General features: G+C 64.8%; 17 protein-coding genes and 1 pseudogene. 10 read left to right on the forward strand and 8 right to left on the reverse strand.

Annotation, left to right across the window (positions count from 1 at the left end; genetic code table 11):
• Positions 1–195 precede the first annotated feature (195 nt).
• Complete coding sequence (gene xseA / locus QCE69_RS11735) at positions 196–1,563, reverse strand: exodeoxyribonuclease VII large subunit (protein WP_309930819.1); 1,368 nt, start codon at positions 1,561–1,563, stop codon at positions 196–198.
• Between the two features lie 504 nt (positions 1,564–2,067).
• Between xseA and lpxK the strand changes: the two genes are divergently transcribed.
• The 5 genes from lpxK to QCE69_RS11760 all read left to right on the forward strand — a co-directional run bounded on the left by lpxK (position 2,068) and on the right by QCE69_RS11760 (position 6,015).
• Positions 2,068–3,084, forward strand: a complete 1,017-nt coding sequence (gene lpxK, locus QCE69_RS11740; protein WP_309930821.1) for a tetraacyldisaccharide 4'-kinase — start codon at positions 2,068–2,070, stop codon at positions 3,082–3,084.
• Positions 3,065–3,280 (forward strand): Trm112 family protein, encoded by a 216-nt coding sequence (locus tag QCE69_RS11745; protein ID WP_309809605.1) that lies wholly within the window; start codon positions 3,065–3,067, stop codon positions 3,278–3,280. The genes lpxK and QCE69_RS11745 overlap by 20 nt, the downstream gene beginning before the upstream one ends.
• Positions 3,281–3,303: 23 nt before the next feature.
• A complete protein-coding gene (gene kdsB / locus QCE69_RS11750) occupies positions 3,304–4,095 on the forward strand; it encodes a 3-deoxy-manno-octulosonate cytidylyltransferase (RefSeq protein WP_309918217.1) in 792 nt (263 codons plus the stop codon).
• Between the two features lie 295 nt (positions 4,096–4,390).
• A complete protein-coding gene (adk, locus tag QCE69_RS11755; protein ID WP_309918220.1) occupies positions 4,391–5,056 on the forward strand; it encodes an adenylate kinase in 666 nt (221 codons plus the stop codon).
• A 200-nt stretch (positions 5,057–5,256) separates the two neighbouring features.
• Positions 5,257–6,015 carry a 3-hydroxyacyl-CoA dehydrogenase gene (locus tag QCE69_RS11760; RefSeq protein WP_309918222.1) on the forward strand — a complete coding sequence of 253 codons (759 nt, stop codon included), beginning with the start codon at positions 5,257–5,259 and terminating at the stop codon, positions 6,013–6,015.
• Positions 6,016–6,069: 54 nt separating this feature from the next.
• On the opposite strand, the gene QCE69_RS11765 is transcribed toward QCE69_RS11760, so the two are convergent.
• Positions 6,070–6,915: a SirB1 family protein gene (locus QCE69_RS11765; protein WP_309918225.1), complete on the reverse strand. Its 846-nt coding sequence runs from the start codon at positions 6,913–6,915 to the stop codon at positions 6,070–6,072.
• Positions 6,915–8,465, reverse strand: coding sequence for a murein biosynthesis integral membrane protein MurJ (gene murJ / locus QCE69_RS11770; RefSeq protein WP_309918228.1), 1,551 nt, complete (start codon positions 8,463–8,465; stop codon positions 6,915–6,917). The genes QCE69_RS11765 and murJ overlap by 1 nt, the downstream gene beginning before the upstream one ends.
• A 422-nt stretch (positions 8,466–8,887) precedes the next feature.
• Here murJ and rpsT point away from each other — a divergent pair, with 422 nt between their 5' ends.
• Positions 8,888–9,166 (forward strand): 30S ribosomal protein S20, encoded by a 279-nt coding sequence (gene rpsT, locus QCE69_RS11775; protein ID WP_309918231.1) that lies wholly within the window; start codon positions 8,888–8,890, stop codon positions 9,164–9,166.
• A gap of 229 nt (positions 9,167–9,395) precedes the next feature.
• Here the strand turns inward: rpsT and QCE69_RS11780 are convergent.
• Positions 9,396–9,713: pseudogene (locus QCE69_RS11780) on the reverse strand (DUF3579 domain-containing protein); the annotation flags it as partial.
• Positions 9,714–10,253: 540 nt separating this feature from the next.
• Here QCE69_RS11780 and argF point away from each other — a divergent pair.
• Entirely contained in the window at positions 10,254–11,183 is a 930-nt protein-coding gene (argF, locus tag QCE69_RS11785) for an ornithine carbamoyltransferase (RefSeq protein ID WP_309930823.1), read from the forward strand.
• A gap of 75 nt (positions 11,184–11,258) precedes the next feature.
• Here argF and murB read toward each other — a convergent pair whose 3' ends face one another.
• Entirely contained in the window at positions 11,259–12,290 is a 1,032-nt protein-coding gene (gene murB, locus QCE69_RS11790) for a UDP-N-acetylmuramate dehydrogenase (RefSeq protein WP_309918239.1), read from the reverse strand.
• Between the two features lie 145 nt (positions 12,291–12,435).
• Here murB and QCE69_RS11795 point away from each other — a divergent pair, with 145 nt between their 5' ends.
• Positions 12,436–12,921 (forward strand): YajQ family cyclic di-GMP-binding protein, encoded by a 486-nt coding sequence (locus QCE69_RS11795; protein WP_309918242.1) that lies wholly within the window; start codon positions 12,436–12,438, stop codon positions 12,919–12,921.
• A 91-nt stretch (positions 12,922–13,012) separates the two neighbouring features.
• Here QCE69_RS11795 and QCE69_RS11800 read toward each other — a convergent pair whose 3' ends face one another.
• Entirely contained in the window at positions 13,013–14,224 is a 1,212-nt protein-coding gene (locus tag QCE69_RS11800; RefSeq protein ID WP_309930825.1) for a DUF2252 family protein, read from the reverse strand.
• A 169-nt stretch (positions 14,225–14,393) separates the two neighbouring features.
• Between QCE69_RS11800 and QCE69_RS11805 the strand changes: the two genes are divergently transcribed.
• A complete protein-coding gene (locus QCE69_RS11805) occupies positions 14,394–14,615 on the forward strand; it encodes a hypothetical protein (protein WP_309918247.1) in 222 nt (73 codons plus the stop codon).
• Between the two features lie 18 nt (positions 14,616–14,633).
• Here QCE69_RS11805 and plsY read toward each other — a convergent pair whose 3' ends face one another.
• On the reverse strand, positions 14,634–15,269 hold the full coding sequence (plsY, locus tag QCE69_RS11810) for a glycerol-3-phosphate 1-O-acyltransferase PlsY (protein ID WP_309918250.1): 636 nt from the start codon (positions 15,267–15,269) through the stop codon (positions 14,634–14,636).
• Between the two features lie 36 nt (positions 15,270–15,305).
• A complete protein-coding gene (gene ybaK, locus QCE69_RS11815; protein WP_309918252.1) occupies positions 15,306–15,797 on the reverse strand; it encodes a Cys-tRNA(Pro) deacylase in 492 nt (163 codons plus the stop codon).
• Positions 15,798–15,902: 105 nt separating this feature from the next.
• On the opposite strand from ybaK, the gene QCE69_RS11820 reads away from it, so the two are divergent.
• Positions 15,903–17,063 carry an acyl-CoA dehydrogenase family protein gene (locus QCE69_RS11820; protein WP_309930828.1) on the forward strand — a complete coding sequence of 387 codons (1,161 nt, stop codon included), beginning with the start codon at positions 15,903–15,905 and terminating at the stop codon, positions 17,061–17,063.
• Positions 17,064–17,079: the final 16 nt, after the last annotated feature.

Genomic DNA, 17,079 nt, shown 5'->3' on the forward strand with positions numbered 1-17,079 from the left:
TTCTATGTGGAATGTGTGTTTGCGGGGGAGTGAGGCAGTGGAGCAATGGATTGTAGGCGAGTTGGGATAACCCAGCAAACCGTGTGCCCTTTATGAGTAAGATCGATTTCCAATCGCCTTGGACGGCGTAAAAAGTGCTTCCACGGGCTGCACGGCGTCCTTGAATGTACGCCTGAACACGCCAGTTTTCAGGCATCAGAATTCATCTGACAGACGCGGCTGGACATCGGCGAGCAACACATCCGCCGATCCTTCCGCCAGATGCACCGTCAGCGGACGCTTCGGTTTCAATGCGTTCGGCGCACGCAGCGCGCGTCCCGTCTGGGCATCGATCAACGCCGCATAGCCGCGTTCCAGCGTGCGCTGCGGACTGAGCACCTGCAAGCGCGCCGCGAGTTCCGACACACACGCGCGCTCGCGCTCCGCACGGCGCTCGTGCGCGCGTTGCAGGCGCTGCGCGAGCCTCGACACCTGCTCGCGCGCCGCAGCGACATCCGGGCGTTTGCGCTGCCAGCGATACTGAACCAGCGCGAAGTGCGCGCGCGCATCGCGCACGGGCCGCGCCCCCGCCGACACCAGACGCCCCGACAGTTGCCGCAAATGTTCACGCTGCCGCGCCAGCCGCTCAGCGGGACTCACGAGCCGGCGCGCCAGCCAGTCGAGCTGCTGGGCACGGCGTTCCATCGCCCGGCCGAAACCGCGCGCGAGCGCCGCATGACGATGATCGAGTTCGCGCAACAACAGCACGCGTTGCGGACTTACGAGTTCGGCGGCGGCCGTGGGCGTCGGGGCGCGGACATCGGCGGCGAAATCGGCGATGGTGAAATCCGTTTCGTGGCCGACGCCGCTCACCACCGGCAACGCGCTCTCCGCAATCGCGCGGGCCAGCACTTCCTCGTTGAAGGCCCACAGATCCTCGATCGACCCGCCGCCGCGGCACACGATCAGCACATCCACCTCGCGCCGTGCGTTGGCGGCTTCGACCATCGCGGCGAGCTTCGCGCTGACGCCCGCGCCCTGCACCGGCGCCGGATACACCACCACCGGCACGTGCGGCGCGCGCCGCGCAAGCGTCGTGAGCACGTCGCGCAGCGCCGCCGCCTGCAACGACGTCACGATGCCGATGCCGCGCGGATGCGACGGCAGCGCGCGCTTGCGCTCCGCCGCGAACAACCCTTCGCCTTCGAGCTGCGCCTTGAGCCGCAGGAACGCTTCGTAGAGCCGCCCCTGACCGGTACGCCGCACCGCCTCGACGTTCAGTTGCAGTTCGCCGCGCGGCTCGTACATCGTGACGAGCGCGCGCACCTCGATGCGGTCGCCTTCGCGCGGCGTGAACTCGGCGTATTGCGCGCGGCCGCGGAACATCACGCAGCGCATCTGCGCGCCCGCGTCCTTGATCGAGAAATACCAGTGGCCGCTCGCCGCCCGCGTGAAGTTCGACACCTCGCCCGACACCCAGACGAGCGGAAAGCTGCGCTCGAGCATCGAACTGATCGCGCGATTGAGCGCGGAAACGGGAATGACGGCTTCGCCGCCTGGCGATGGCAGGGAATCGGGAGTCATGGCTGAACCGGAAAGAAACAGGCTGCTACGGCTGATTGGCCCAATGGACAGGAACCGCTCGGCGAGGTACGGCAGTGTAGCAAGTGTCCACACAGAAAGACTTACCGGCCCCGTCGCCGCGCGCCTGTGAAAGCTTTAGGATTCGTCCTAAGCCGTTGATTTTGCGAAAATAGATTGATATGAACACTGTCTTCGCCGAAGCAACTCTTTCCTGACGCGGCTTGCTGCTTCCAGCTCCGGAAGTTTTTCACAGAGTTATCCACAGGCGCGCGGTGCTGAAGCCAGGCCCGGAAACGACCGGGCGACTGGCGCGCACGGCCCGCGCGCGCTAGAGTGCCGGGTTCCAGCACCGGCCCGGCACGCATGCGCAAGCGCGGCGCGTCGTCGCCATCGCCGGTCGATCCGTTCAACGCCAACCGACACTCGAGGAGCTGCCGTTGCACGCCACGCCTTATCCGCTTTGTTCCGCTTCTGTCCCGCCGGCGTTCCGCGTAAAGGCGGTCCATGTCTGATTTCAAGCCGCCGGTCGAAAACTTCCTCGCCCGCGAGTGGCGCCGCCGCGGTCCGGTCGCCTGGGCGCTGACGCCCTTCGCCTGCGTGTTCGGCGCGATCGCCGCGCTGCGCCGCGCATGTTTCGAACTCGGCTGGCTCAAGCGGATCGACGTGGGCGTGCCGGTGGTCGTCGTCGGCAATGTGACGGTGGGCGGGACGGGCAAGACGCCGACCGTCATCGCGCTGGTCGAAGCACTGCGCGCCGCCGGCTTCCAGCCGGGCGTGGTGTCGCGCGGCTACGGCGCGAAAGTGCCGAAGCCGCTCAGCGTGACGCCGGCCAGCGAGGCCGCGCAGGTCGGCGACGAACCGCTCCTGATCGCGCGCCGCACCCACGCGCCGGTGTTCGTCTGCCCGGACCGCGTGGCCGCCGCGCGAGCGCTGCTCGCGGCGCATCCGAATGTCGACGTCCTTGTGTCCGACGACGGCCTGCAGCACTATCGGCTGGCTCGCGCGTTCGAACTCGTCGTCTTCGACGATCGTCTGGGCGGCAACGGCTTCCTGCTGCCGGCGGGCCCGTTGCGCGAGCCGATGTCGCGCCGCCGCGATGCGACGCTTATCAACAGTCCCTACGAGCGCACCTTGCCGCCGTGGCCGGACACCTTCTCGCTCGACCTCGAGACCGGCGACGCATGGCTGCTCGACGATCCGTCGGTACGCCGGCCGCTCGGCGAGTTCGCCGGCGAGCGGGTGACGGCGGCGGCGGGCATCGGTTCGCCCGAGCGCTTTTTCGCGACGCTGCGCGCGGCGGGCATTACCCCCGCGACGCGCGCCTTCCCGGATCACTACGCCTATCGCGAGAATCCGTTCGCCGGCGTAGAGGCGGATGCGATCCTGATCACCGAAAAGGATGCAGTAAAATTGGGCGCCTGGCGCGACGCACGCATCTGGGTCGTTCCGGTGCAAGCCGTGCTCCGGCCGCGCCTCATCGCTCTTGTTGTGGAGAAACTCCGTGGACGCACGTCTGCTTGAAATCCTCGTTTGTCCGATCTGCAAAGGCCCGCTCAGCTATGACCGCGCCGCGCAGGAACTCGTCTGCAGCGCGGACAAACTCGCTTATCCGATCCGCGACGGCATTCCCGTGATGCTCGTCGATGAAGCGCGCCAGACCGTCGAGGGCACGCCCGTCGAACCGATCCAGCCGCTCAAGCCGGCCGGCGACGTCTGATCAGCAGCCTGACCATGCCTGACATGTCCGTACCGTTCATCGCCGTCGTTCCCGCGCGCCTCGCGTCCACCCGTCTGCCCAACAAGCCGCTCGCCGACATCGGCGGCAAGCCGATGGTCGTGCGCGTCGCCGAGCGCGCACGCGAATCGGGCGCGCGCCAGGTGATTGTCGCGACCGACTCGGACCGCGTGGTCGAAGCCGTGCGCGATCACGGCATCGAAGTGATGTTGACGCGCTCGGATCATCCGACCGGCACCGACCGCCTCGCCGAAGTCGCGACCCGGCTCGGCTGGGCCGACGACACCATCGTCGTCAACGTGCAGGGCGACGAACCGCTGATCGATCCGCAACTCGTCCGCGACGTGGCGTCGCACCTCGCGGCGTTTCCCGCCTGCGCCATCGCGACCGCCGCGCATCCGATCCACGATCCCGCCGACGTCTTCAATCCGAACGTTGTGAAGGTCGTGCTCGATGCGAAGAGCATCGCGCTGTACTTCTCGCGCGCGCCGATTCCCTGGACGCGCGATCTCTGGCAGCCGCACTGGCCGGACGTCGCCGCGCTCGGACAACTGCCCGCGGTGCCGGACAACGTGCTGCGCCACATCGGCCTGTACGCCTATCGCGCGAAGTTCCTGCGCGACTTTCCGAACCTCGCGCAGGCGCCGATCGAAGCCGCCGAAGCGCTCGAACAACTGCGCGCGCTGTGGCATGGCGAACGCATCGCGGTGCGCGTGACGCAGGATGCGCCGCCGCCGGGCGTCGATACGCCTGCCGATCTCGCCCGCGTACAAGCGCTCTTCCCCGCGTCGAACTGAAACACTGAAAGCTGGAGACAACCCGTGTAAACCCCGCCGGAACGCCCGGCCGGCGCGGTTCTCGGGGTTTCCTATGCGCGTTATTACGGTCGCGGCCGTAAAGAGCCGTGGCATAATCGAACGATTGCGCGAGCCTTCCGGCCAGCGCCACGCTCAACGTTGCGCCGCTGTCCGCAGGTGCCCGCCGTCTCCAGTCGGCTGCGCGCCCTGTCGTCGACGCCGCACGAGCCAGGCCATCGGATGTCAACGAGCCTCGCGGCGTGAAGCGGTTTCTAGACGATTCGGAGATATCACCATGCGTTTGATCCTGTTGGGGGCACCCGGTGCGGGCAAGGGCACCCAGGCAAACTTCATCAAGGAAAAATTCGGCATTCCGCAGATTTCCACCGGCGACATGCTGCGCGCGGCCGTCAAGGCTGGCTCGCCGCTCGGCGTCGAGGCGAAGCGTTTCATGGACGCGGGCGAACTGGTGCCGGACTCGCTCATCATCAATCTCGTTAAGGAACGCCTCCAGTCCGATGACTGCAAGAACGGCTATCTGTTCGACGGTTTTCCGCGCACGCTGCCGCAAGCCGAAGCAATGAAGGAGGCGGGCGTCGCCATCGACTACGTGCTCGAGATCGACGTTCCCTTCGACGAAATCATCACGCGCATGAGCGGCCGCCGGGTTCACGCGGCGTCGGGCCGTACGTACCACGTCAAGTTCAATCCGCCGAAGGTGGACATGACCGACGACGTCACCGGCGAACCGCTGATCCAGCGCGACGACGACAAGGAAGAGACCGTGAAGAAGCGGCTCGACGTGTACGTCGCGCAGACCAAGCCGCTGATTTCGTACTACAACGACTGGGCGAAGAACGGCACCGCGCCGAATGGCCTGAAGGCGCCGGCGTACCGCGCAATTTCGGGTCTCGGCACTGTCGATGAAATCCGCACGCGCGTGTTCGACGCGCTGAAGTAAGCGCGCTTCGCTTCGCGTTCTTCGCGTTCTCCAGAACCCGCTTCCCAGGAGCGGGTTTTTTTACGCCTGCCGATCGCGGGCGCGGCGAGCGGCTTCGCTACAATCGACGCGGCTCCCACAAGGACACCACAACGACACACTTCCGGCGAGCGGCATCCACCCCGCCCTCGCCTGCATGCATCACACAAAGGAGAAGAGACATGGAGATTCAGGGCAACGTGTTCCTCATCACCGGCGGCGCATCGGGCCTGGGCGCCGCGACGGCGCGCCTCGTCGCGTCGCTCGGCGGCAAGGTCGTGCTCGCCGACATGAACGAGGCCGCGGGCGAAGCGCTCGCACAGGAACTGTCGGGCGCGTTCGTCAAGTGCGACGTGAGCCAGGAAAGCGACGGTCAACGCGCCATCGAATCGGCGCTGTCGCTCGGCACGCTGCGCGGCCTCGTGAACTGCGCGGGCATCGCACCGGCGGCAAAGACCGTGGGCCGGGACGGCCCGCATGCGCTCGATCTGTTCTCGAAAGTGATCGCGGTGAATCTCATCGGCACCTTCAACATGATCCGGCTCGCGGCCAATGTGATGTCGAAGAACGAGCCCAACGGCGCGGGCGAGCGCGGCGTGATCGTGAATACGGCGTCGGTCGCCGCGTACGACGGACAGATGGGCCAGGCGGCCTATGCGGCCTCGAAGAGCGGCGTGGCGGGCATGACGTTGCCCATCGCCCGCGACCTGAGCAGAAGCGGCATTCGCGTGATGACCATCGCGCCGGGCCTGTTCGAGACGCCGATGCTGCTCGGCATGCCGCAGGAGGTGCAGGACGCGCTCGGCGCGATGGTGCCGTTCCCGCCGCGCCTCGGCAAGCCCGACGAATACGCAATGCTCGTCAAGCAGATCTTCGACAACCCGATGCTCAACGGCGAGGTGATCCGTCTGGACGGCGCGATCCGCATGCAGCCGAAGTGATGGCGTTTCAGTTATGAAAACGGCGGGCTTCTTTCGAAGTCCGCCGTTTTTTATTCAGTCGCCGTTTTGCTGGGTGCGCTGCCGCAGCTCGTGCAGTTCGGTTTCGACGACCGTCGCATCTTCCGCGTCGGGCCGATGTTCGATGTAGCGCTGCAAGTCCTCCAGCGCCGGACGCAGGTAATCGAGCCGCGCATAGGCGAAGCCGCGGTCGCGCACTTCCTCGATGCTGTGCGGCAACGTGATCACCAGCCGCTCCTGCACCGCGAGCAGGCGCTGCCAGCGCTCCGTCTGCAGATAGATGGACTTGAGGTTGCGCAGCATGCGCGCGACGATCTCGCGCCGCGTCGCGGGCTGCAACAGCACGCGCAACGCACTGCCGATCGATTCGCCGGCACGCTGCACATACGGCTCCAGCATCTCGACCATCTGCGCTTCGGAGAGCGTCTGGCCGGTGGTCGGATCGAGCATCAGATCTTCTGCGGGCAACGCGACGCGCAGCAGGAAATGCCCCGGAAACGACACGCCCCGCACCGGCAGGCCGAGCTGGTCGGCCATTTCCAGATAGATCACCGCGAGCGAGATCGGAATGCCGCGCCGGCGCCGCAGCACGACATTCAGATGGCTGTTGTCGGGATCGTAGTAATCGTTGAGATTGCTGGAGAAACCCAGCTCGCGGAAAAAGTATCGGTTGAGCGCATCGACGCGCGTCCGGACGTCAGCGTCGTCGGGCAGGCGGCGGCGGGCGCGCACGACCAGCTCGTCGATCTCGGCGAGCACGGTCTGCATGTCGAGATCCGGGTACGCGTCCTGGGCCAGCGACAACGCCGCTTCCGTGAGCGGAAGCGTGTCGTCGTCCGCCATCAGCGACGAGAAGTAGTCGAGGATACGCGTTGTCGTCATCAAAGCGTGCGTCTCTTGAAGTAGGCGTACTTGAAGCCCATCGCGGAAAGAATACCGAAATATAGCGCCGCGAACACGACCAGGCTCGCGCCCAGCAACGCGATGCGCAGCATCGGGGTGGCGCGCATGCCGATCCAGTCGAAATTGATCGCCACCCAGTGCATCACGCCCGCAAGAATCAGGCACGCGCCGAGCAGCTGCACGACAAAACGCGCCCAGCCCGCGGACGGCCGGTAGATCTGGCGGCGGCGCAGGCCCACGAAGAGCAGCGACGCATTGGCGAGCGCGCCGAGGCCGATCGACAGCGTCAGGCCCGCATGGGAAAAGATCGGCACGAACAGGTAATTGCTCACCTGGGTCATGACCAGCACGAAGATCGCGATCTTCACCGGCGTCTTGATGTCCTGCTTCGCATAGAAGCCCGGCGCCAGGATCTTGATGAGGATCAGGCCGATCAGCCCGATGCCGTACGCCGACAGCGCGCGGCCCACCATCACCACCGAATGACTGTCGAACTTGCCGTAGTGGAAGAGCGTCGCGGTGAGCGGCTCGGCGAAGAAGAACAGCGCGACCGCGCTTGGCGCGGCCAGCAGGAAGGTGATGCGCAGGCCCCAGTCGAGCAGCGCGGAGTATTCGTCGTTATTGGCGTCGACGTGCGCCTTCGAAAGGCTCGGCAGCAGGATGGTGCCGAGCGCCGCGCCCAGCAGCGCGGTGGGGAATTCCATCAGGCGGTCGGCGTAGTTGATCCACGACACGGCGCCCGGCCCGATGTTCGATGCAATGTTCGTGTTGATGATGAGGCTCAGCTGCCCGACCGAGACGGCGAAGGTCGCGGGCACCATCTTGAGCAGCACGCGCTTCACGCCCGGATGCGCGAGCGCGCGCCGGAAGTTGAAACTGATGCGCGGCATCATGTCGATCTTCTTCAGGCCCGGCAGCTGCACGAGCAACTGCAGGATGCCCCCGGCGATCACCGCGTAGGCGAGCGCATACACCGGCACCTTCAAGTGCGGCGCGACGAACACCGCCGCGAAGATGAACGCCACGTTGAGCAGCACCGGCGCGAACGCGGGCAGCGAGAACTGCTTGTAGGTGTTTAGCACGCCGGACGCGAGCGTCGTCATCGAGATGAAGACGATGTACGGGAACATGATGCGCGTCATCTCGACGGCAAGGCCGTACGCGGCGCCTTCGTGGGCAAGCCCCGACGCCACCGCGAACACGACCCAGCTCGCGCCCGCCATGCCCGCCAGCGACAGCACGACGAGCCCCCACGTCAGCACGGTCGACATGGCGTTGACGAGCGCCTTGGTCGGATCGTGGCCCTGGCTGTTCTTGAACTCGGCGAGGATCGGCACGAACGCCTGCGCGAACGCACCCTCGGCGGACAGACGCCGCAGCAGGTTGGGGATACGGAACGCGACGTAGAACGCGTCGGTATAGAGACTGGCGCCGAAGGCTCGGGCGATCAGCGTTTCGCGGATCAGGCCGGTCACGCGGGACAGCAGCGTGAAGCCGCTGACCGTCAGTAGGGCTCGGAATAGATTCATGGGGCGCCCATTATACGGGCCACGTGCGGCGCGTCTGCGACACGCCGCCGCTCGCTGGCGGCAAAGCCCGCAACCTTGACCGATCGTGCCAATCCTGCGCGCCATCGCGCGGATGACGTCGCGCTTGTCACGACTCCGGTTCCGTTGCTATAATCGCGGGTTTCGAAGCTCCGAAAACGCCCGGATTGCCCCTTGTGTATCCGGATCCGTGGAGCTTCGCGTCTCTCCCCGGCTCCGGCCGGCGAAGTATCAGCGGTTCCCGGGCCATCACAACGCTGCGTCACTGCACGCGTTCCCGGGAGTTCAGGCAAGACAAACAGGACAAGGCAGCACGCTCGAACCACCGGCTCAGGCCAGTTCAAGGCCCTCTCCGGCCCGCGCGCTCCAGACAAGTAACAGCAGAAACAGGACAAGGAACCGTCATGGCAAATACCGCACAAGCTCGCAAGCGCGCCCGTCAGGCCGCTAAAGCCAATTCGCACAACTCGGCGCTGCGCTCGAAGTTCCGCACGGCCATCAAGGCAGTTCGCAAGGCTATCGACGCCGGCGACCAAGCCAAGGCTGCCGAAGTGTTCAAGTCGTCGATCAAGACAATCGACATCATCGCGGACAAGAAGATCGTCCACAAGAACAAGGCCGCTCGTCACAAGAGCCGCCTGGCTGCAGCCATCAAGGGCCTGCAAGCCCCGGCTGCCCAGTAATTCCGGCCCGCTTCAGGCGGGCGCCTTACGCTTTCCGCGTTCCGGCGTTCGTCGAAGCAGCTTCCTGTTTCCGCTGCGCAGTAACGAAAAAGCCCGCTTCAGCGGGCTTTTTTGCGTCTGCTCTGCTCCGGTCGGCTCACGACTGGGCGTGCGGACTTCCAGCGTTCGGCACCTCGGATTCCTGCCGCGGCTGCTCGTGCGCAGGCGCGGTCTGCGTGGCGGACGCGCCCTGCGTGCCATGATGCGGCGGCAATTCACACGCCTCGGTCACGAGCAGGTCATTGTCCTTCGCAAAGTTCAGCACGAAGTCGAACGCCATCGGCTCGATGTCGCGCAGGCGGGAATCGACGATCACGACCTTGATGTCGCCGATCATCGTCGGACGCACGTAGATGGAATACTGCAGCCGTGCGTTCGGCCCTCTTGCCTTCGGACCGAAACCCGACATCACACCGCACAGGCGCTCCGACCAGTCGCTCGGCCGAAACTTCCTCCCGTTCTTGGTGATGCCTTGTATGAAATATTCGGTAGGGGATGATTCAGCCATGTAGCAATACCTGTTGACGGCCGGTGACGCGCACCGGCGAACGCACATCCGCACGACGGAAACCGCGGGAGCCAGCGCAGCGAAAGGCGCCGGGCGGTTGTTCGCGAGCTGCTCTCCGTTGAGGAGGAACATTCGCGTCCGCGAGAGGATGGCAGACTCGACAGCACTGGGTCATTCACCGCGATCCGTATGCACAAAACACGCACAAATACACGCCTGCGGGACGCTTGCGAGCCCCTTCGCACATGCGAGTGAAACGGTGCTTGATGTTGCAGAACTGTTGAAACGAGCGAACGCGATTATACCGCAGCGACCTTTTTTCCGCAGCGCACACAAACACGACGCACGCTGCGAAGACGTCCGTGAAGGCCGTCGGACGGGCACGTGCGGCGCATGTGACGGCGCGGACGGCCTCGTCAAACATCGTGAAATCCTTTATGCTCAAACGCGATACCACTCCCGACGGCGGCGCCGTCCGGCCAGGCGCCTCGCAACAGAGTGCAGCGCCACGCGCCGGTTCGGAGCCGCCGCTTGCGTTTCATGACCTCCAAGAAAATTCGCCACTATCTTCAGTTCAAGGATTTTTCGCTCGATGACTACGAGTACGTGCTCGAACGCGCGCGCATCCTGAAGCGCAAGTTCAAGAACTACGAGACCTATCATCCGCTGCACGACCGCACGCTCGCGATGATCTTCGAGAAGAGTTCCACGCGCACGCGCCTTTCGTTCGAAGCCGGCATCTTCCAGCTCGGCGGCCACGCAGTGTTCATGAACACGCGCGATACGCAACTCGGACGCGGCGAGCCGATCGAGGATTCCGCGCAGGTCATCTCGCGCATGGTCGACATCATCATGATCCGCACCTTCGGCCAGGACATCATCGAGCGATTCGCGGAAAGCTCGCGCGTGCCGGTCATCAACGGTCTCACCAACGAATACCATCCGTGCCAGGTGCTCGCGGACATCTTCACGTTCTACGAGCATCGCGGGCCGATTCACGGCAAGACGGTCGCGTGGGTCGGCGACGCGAACAACATGCTGTACACGTGGATCCAGGCGGCGCAGATTCTCGGCTTCAGGCTGCGGCTGTCGACGCCGGCAGGCTACAAGCTCGACGCCGCGCTGGTCTCCGAAGACAGCAAGCCGTTCTTCGAGGAATTCGACGATCCCAACGAAGCCTGTACGGGCGCTCACCTCGTGACCACGGACGTGTGGACCAGCATGGGCTTCGAGGCGGAGAACGAAGCGCGCATGAAGGCGTTCGCCGACTATTGCGTCGATGCCGACATGATGGCGCGCGCCCAGCCCGACGCGCTGTTCATGCACTGCCTGCCCGCGCATCGCGGCGAGGAAGTGAGCGCGGAGGTCATCGACGGTCCGCAGAGCGTCGTCTGGGATGAAGCGGAAAACCGTCTGCACGTGCAGAAGGCGCTGATGGAGTATTTGTTGCTCGGCAAGCTCAATCACTGAAGCCCGCAGCACGCTCATCATGCTGAACGTACAAAACCCGCGCCAGCGGGTTTTTTTCTTTTGCGAGCCACGCTTTCAGAGCGTCACCGGCTCGATTTCCAGTTCCACGTCGAAGCGCGCCCGCACGTCGCGCTGAATGGCTCTGGCCAGTTCGAGCACCTGCGCGCCCGTCGCGCCGCCGCGATTCACCAGCACGAGCGCCTGACGATCATGCACCGCCGCGCCGCCGATGCCGCGCCCTTTCCATCCGCACTGGTCGATGAGCCAGCCCGCCGCGAGTTTCACGCTGCCGTCGGCCTGCGGATAGGAGACGATGCCCGGCTCGCGCTGCCTGAGCGTGTCGAACGCCTGCGCGCTCACGACCGGATTCTTGAAGAAACTGCCCGCGTTGCCCAAGACGGTCCAGTCGGGCAGCTTGGCGCGGCGCACGGCGACCACGGCGTCGAAGATCGCTTGCGCGTCGTAGCCAGAGGCGCCTTCGAGCGCGCGTGCGATGTCGGCGTAATCCGCGCGCGGCTGCCAGCGCTTCGGCAAGCGAAACACCACGGACGTGATCATGAAACGCCCGCGCCCTGCCCGCTTGAAGAAACTGTCGCGGTAGCCAAACGCGCACTGGGTGCGATCGAACTCGACGCGCGCGCCCGTCGCCAGTTCGACGGCGCTGAGGCGCTCGAAGCGCTCGCCCATCTCCAGCCCGTAGGCGCCGATGTTCTGAATGGGCGCGGCGCCGACCGTGCCCGGAATCAGCGCGAGATTCTCGAGCCCCGGCATGCCCTGCGCGAGCGTCCACGCGACAAAGCCATGCCAGTTCTCACCCGCGCCGGCTTCCACGAGCCATGAGCCGGCGTCCTCGGCGATCACGCGCTTGCCCTCGATATTCACGATCAGCGCCACGCCGTCGAAGTCGCGCGTCAATACGAGATTGCTGCCGCCGCCGAGCACCAGTTGCGTGATCCCGGCGAGGCGGCCATCGCGGCACAGCAGCGACGCGGCCTCGACGCTGTCGATCTTCATCGCATGGCGCGCGCGCACGTCGAAGCCGAACGTGTTGTGCGAGCGCAGCGAATAAGCGTCGAGAAGTTCGGGCGCGTGGGATGCGTGAGGCATGAATGACCGCAGGGAGATTCAGGAGAATCGGCGCGGCCTTGGGGAACTCGGCGCCGCGTCGGTAGAATGACGGGAGATCGAATTATAACCAATGCCATTATGCGAGCCGCGCCCAGCGCGCTTGCCTCAACGAAGGAGAAGGCACATGCCGTCGTTTGACGTCGTCAGCGAAGCAAACATGATCGAAGTGAAGAACGCCATCGAGCAGGCGAACAAGGAAATCTCCACGCGCTTCGATTTCAAGGGCTCGGATTCGCGCGTCGAGCAGAAGGAGCGTGAACTCACGCTCTACGCCGACGACGACTTCAAGCTCGGCCAGGTCAAGGACGTGTTGTTGAACAAGATGGCCAAGCGCGGCGTCGACGTGCGCTTCCTCGACTACGGCAAGCAGGAAAAGATCGGCGGCGACAAGCTCAAGCAGGTCGTCACCGTGAAGAAGGGCGTGTCGGGCGACCTCGCGAAGAAGATCGTCAAGATCGTGAAGGACAGCAAGATCAAGGTGCAGGCGAGCATTCAGGGCGACACGGTGCGCGTGCAAGGCACCAAGCGCGACGACCTGCAAAGCGCCATTGCACTGTTGAAGAAGGACGTCACGGATACGCCGCTCGACTTCAACAATTTCCGCGACTGATCGTTCGCGGATTTCAGCTTTCGGAAAAGCCGTTCCGGGTTGTACCGGAACGGCTTTTGTTTGATCGGCCGCTTTTTGACTTCCGAGGCCTTCAAGTCCCGGTCGCGTAACGGCGGCAATGCTCCAGATAGCCGGCCTCGTGACTGCTCACCAGCTGGACGATGCTGTTCCAGAGCCACAACGGCGCATCGATGGTTTTCGACCGGTTGCGGCGCAAGTCGGCCTGCCATTCCTTCCGCGTCGCCGCCTCCATTTGCCGTGCGTGCGCCTTGCCGACCACAGCGGCCAGATAGTGCGCCACGTACATCGCGTCGTCCTTGTCCAGTTGCTCGATTTCGAGCTTCATGTCCTGCGGCAGCAGTTCGCGAATGACGACCGCGCGATCGAGCAGACGCGCCGCCCGCATGCGTTCGCCGAGAAACGGCGAAAGATGCCGCGCGCCTTCGATGACGCGCAACGCGTTGTCGCGCGGCATCGTGACGTCCTTGTAACGCGGAGCGGCCGCCTTCACGCCCTCCTTGATGTCGATGAGACACAGATCGTCTCCCTCGACCACGCCGCCATCCACGTCGAGCAAGACCGCATAGCGCGCGCGGCCGAGCGAACTGCAGCCCTTTACCCAATAGGCGGCGTCGAGCATCACGACGTCACCGGAGTCGTCGCGGCCCCGCAGGCCCGTCGCGAGGCTGGCGATGTCCTTCTCCTGGAAGAGCGCTTCGATCTCGCGACGCTCGCCCTTCGCGAGCGGCCAGAACCGCTTGCCCAGTGGTATCGACGGATGGAGATTCTCGATGCGTTCGCGCGCGAGATGTTGCCACGAGCGCCGGACGGCCTCTTTCATCGTCACGTGAACGGGTTCGGGACGCCGGGACTCGATGTCCAGATTCGAGAACGCTGATTCGTAGCCGGCGGCCAGCGCCTCGATCGTGCGCACGACATTCAGTCCGGACAGCGACGAGCCCCGCGCGGCCGTTGCAAGCGACAGCCCGAGCCGCACCAGGTCATGCACCGGATTGCCGATGACGGTCTGATCGAGATCGCGAATCTGGATCTCGACTTTGCCCTTCGCGTTGGCGATCGGGCCCAGGTTGCCCGTGTGGCAGTCGCCGCAAATCCAGACAGCGGGTCCGTGCGGCAAGGTATCGCCGTTTGCTTCGAGCACCCACTCGTAGAAGCGCTCCGTATTGCCCCTGACGTAGGCGTGCGGGGAACGCGCCATCTTCCATCGGCGTCGTTCCGTCAGTACGGCCTGCCGGCCCTCGGCTTCAGGCAGCCCCTTCCTTGCTCTTGTGATTTTGTTCATGTGCCTTTGCGCCCAGGTTCGAACGCTCCAAGCGCAGAATGCGTGCCGCGGTCTTGCAGTCGTCTTACAGCGGGCATGGCGGATGCGAGTGTGCCCTGCCCAACATAATCATCAGACGATACAGGCTAGGCTTGGCCCATCACTGCAAGCCACGCACCGCCACGCACGCATGGACAACTATTTCACGACACAGGAAGGCGCGATCCGACGGCTCGTTGGCATCAGGCGCGGCTCGCCGGGCACGCCCGGGCCGTCGATCATCGTCGGCAAGAGGAAGGACGGCGCCGAGGTCAACGGCATCGCCGATATCCTGTCCGCCGTCCGTGCAGGACGCATCGCGAGCTTCTTCTATTCAAGTCCGGCGGATACGTACGTGGTCTTCGTCAGCTGAGCCGGTCCGGCCGGCATCTTATTCGGCTGCTCCCGCAGCCTTCTTCTTGTCGCCGATGCGGCTTTCCTGCCCCGCCAGCAGCTTCGAAATATTCGCGCGATGCCGCCAGATGAGCAGCAGGCTCATGGCCAGCACCGCGAGCGAAATACGGCTGGGGCCGAACAGGAACACCTGGTAGAACGGCGCGAACACCGCTGCGACGAGCGCCGCCAGCGACGAATAGCGGAAGAAGAACGCAATGATGAGCCAGGTCAGCAGCGTGGCGAGTCCGAGCACCGGATGAACGGCGAGCAGCACGCCCGCCGCCGTGGCCACGCCCTTGCCGCCCTGGAAGCGGAAGAAAACCGGGTACAGATGCCCGAGGAACACGGCGATGGCCGCGAGCGCCGTGGCCGTGTTGATGAGCGCCGGATCCCAGCCGAAGCTCGCGCCGAAATGCACGACGACCCACACTGGCAGCCAGCCCTTGAACGCATCGCCGATCAGCGTGAGGATCGCGGCCTTCTTGTTGCCGGTGCGCAGGACGTTGGTGGCGCCGGGGTTGCCGGAGCCGTAGGAGCGCGGATCGGCGAGACCCATTGCGTGGCTGACGACGACGGCAAATGAAATCGAGCCGATCAGATAGGACACGACGGCGACGATCAAAGGAATCATGGTGTCTTTTCGGTGGTGACGAGAGCGGAGTGCATTCTAATCGACGCTTGCGCACTGCACGGGCGTGGCATGCAGCAGGCGCGTCAGGACCTCCGGCGCGAGACTGACGAGATAACCACGCCTTCCGCCGTTCAGATAGATGCGGTCCAGTTCGAGGATGCTGGCTTCGACATACACCGGCATGGCCTTCTTCGTGCCGAACGGCGACGTGCCGCCCACCAGGAAGCCCGAATGGCGGTTCGCGACTTCCGGCTTGCACGGCTCGATGCGCTTCGCCCCTGTCTGCCGCGCGAGGTTCTTGGTGGACACGGTGCGATCCCCGTGCATGAGCACGATGAGCGGCTTGGCGTACTCGTCTTCCATCACCAGCGTCTTGACGACTTGATGCTCGTCCACGCCGAGCTGGCGCGCGGATTCCTCGGTGCCGCCGTGCTCGACGTACTCATACGGATGCTCGCCGAACGCAACCTGATGACGGCGCAGGAACTGCGTCGCGGGCGTTTCGGATACGTGTTTGCTTTTCGACATGGACGCATTGTAGCGGCGCGTCCGGCGCGTCACCATTGGCCGAATGGCCGAGTGTGCGTGCCCCGGCACCTGTGGCACGATCGTTCTCCAGCACAAGGAGATTCCATGATCCGCGACACCGAAATCCAGACCCTTCTCGAAGACACCATTCGCCGCTTCGTGCGCGAGCAGCTCGTGCCGCGCGAGCGCGAAGTCGACGAAACCGACGAGATCCCCGCGGACCTCGTCGGCGCCATGCGCGAGATCGGCATGTTCGGCCTGACCATTCCCGAAGCCTATGGCGGTCTCGGCCTCACCATGGAAGAGGAAGTGCGCATCGCTTTCGAACTGGGGCAGACCTCGCCGGCGTTCCGCTCGGTGATCGGCACGAACAACGGCATCGGCTCCATCGGTATCGTGCTCGACGGCACCGAGGCGCAAAAGTCGCACTATCTGCCGAAGCTTGCTTCCGGCGAATTGATCGGCTCGTTCTGTCTCACTGAGCCGGATGCCGGCTCGGACGCGGCCTCGCTCAAGACCAGCGCGCGCAGGGAAGGCGAGTTCTACGTGCTCAACGGCACCAAGCGCTTCATCACCAACGCGCCCGAAGCCGGCCTCTACACCGTCATGGCGCGCACCGGCGACCCTCAGGAAGCGAAGGGCGCGAGCGGCATCTCGGCGTTCATCGTCGAGCGCGGCACGCCTGGGCTCTCCATCGGCAAACCGGACCGCAAGATGGGCCAGCGCGGCGCGCATACTGCCGACGTCATCTTCGAGAACTGCCGGGTGCCGGCGAGCCAGTTGATCGGCGGCGTGGAAGGCGTGGGCTTCAAGACGGCGATGAAGACGCTCGACAAGGGCCGCATTCACATTGCGGCCATCGCGGTGGGCGCAGCCCGGCGCATGCTGCGCGACGCCGTTGCCTATGCCCAGGAGCGCCGTCAGTTCGGCCAGCCCATCGGCGAGTTCCAGCTGGTGCAAGGCATGCTCGCCGACAGCAAGGCCGAGCTTTACGCCGCTGAATGCATGGTGCTGGACGTGGCCCGCCGCCGCGACGAAGGACGCGACGTGTCCGTGGAAGCGTCATGCGCGAAGTATTTCGCCACCGAGATGTGCGGACGCGTCGCGGACCGCGCGGTGCAGGTTCATGGCGGCGCGGGGTATGTCGCCGAGTACGGCATCGAGCGCTTCTACCGCGACGTGCGGCTCTTCAGGCTGTATGAAGGCACGTCGCAGATCCAGCAGGTGATCATCGCGCGCGGACTCATGCGCGGCGCGGAAATCTGAAGCGCTTCCAACGTTC

The organism is Caballeronia sp. LZ032 (genome assembly GCF_031451315.1).
GTDB lineage: Bacteria > Pseudomonadota > Gammaproteobacteria > Burkholderiales > Burkholderiaceae > Caballeronia.

Excerpts from the sequence above, each read along its gene's own strand:
- argF (WP_309930823.1), top strand. The coding sequence starts at position 10,254 with ATGACCTCCAAGAAAATTCGCCACTATCTTCAGTTCAAGGATTTTTCG.
- QCE69_RS11820 (WP_309930828.1), top strand. The coding sequence starts at position 15,903 with ATGATCCGCGACACCGAAATCCAGACCCTTCTCGAAGACACCATTCGC.
- QCE69_RS11795 (WP_309918242.1), top strand. The coding sequence starts at position 12,436 with ATGCCGTCGTTTGACGTCGTCAGCGAAGCAAACATGATCGAAGTGAAG.
- plsY (WP_309918250.1), bottom strand. The coding sequence starts at position 15,269 with ATGATTCCTTTGATCGTCGCCGTCGTGTCCTATCTGATCGGCTCGATT.
- QCE69_RS11760 (WP_309918222.1), top strand. The coding sequence starts at position 5,257 with ATGGAGATTCAGGGCAACGTGTTCCTCATCACCGGCGGCGCATCGGGC.
- xseA (WP_309930819.1), bottom strand. The coding sequence starts at position 1,563 with ATGACTCCCGATTCCCTGCCATCGCCAGGCGGCGAAGCCGTCATTCCC.
- lpxK (WP_309930821.1), top strand. The coding sequence starts at position 2,068 with ATGTCTGATTTCAAGCCGCCGGTCGAAAACTTCCTCGCCCGCGAGTGG.
- QCE69_RS11765 (WP_309918225.1), bottom strand. The coding sequence starts at position 6,915 with ATGACGACAACGCGTATCCTCGACTACTTCTCGTCGCTGATGGCGGAC.
- rpsT (WP_309918231.1), top strand. The coding sequence starts at position 8,888 with ATGGCAAATACCGCACAAGCTCGCAAGCGCGCCCGTCAGGCCGCTAAA.
- adk (WP_309918220.1), top strand. The coding sequence starts at position 4,391 with ATGCGTTTGATCCTGTTGGGGGCACCCGGTGCGGGCAAGGGCACCCAG.
- murB (WP_309918239.1), bottom strand. The coding sequence starts at position 12,290 with ATGCCTCACGCATCCCACGCGCCCGAACTTCTCGACGCTTATTCGCTG.
- kdsB (WP_309918217.1), top strand. The coding sequence starts at position 3,304 with ATGTCCGTACCGTTCATCGCCGTCGTTCCCGCGCGCCTCGCGTCCACC.
- ybaK (WP_309918252.1), bottom strand. The coding sequence starts at position 15,797 with ATGTCGAAAAGCAAACACGTATCCGAAACGCCCGCGACGCAGTTCCTG.
- QCE69_RS11805 (WP_309918247.1), top strand. The coding sequence starts at position 14,394 with ATGGACAACTATTTCACGACACAGGAAGGCGCGATCCGACGGCTCGTT.
- QCE69_RS11800 (WP_309930825.1), bottom strand. The coding sequence starts at position 14,224 with ATGAACAAAATCACAAGAGCAAGGAAGGGGCTGCCTGAAGCCGAGGGC.
- murJ (WP_309918228.1), bottom strand. The coding sequence starts at position 8,465 with ATGAATCTATTCCGAGCCCTACTGACGGTCAGCGGCTTCACGCTGCTG.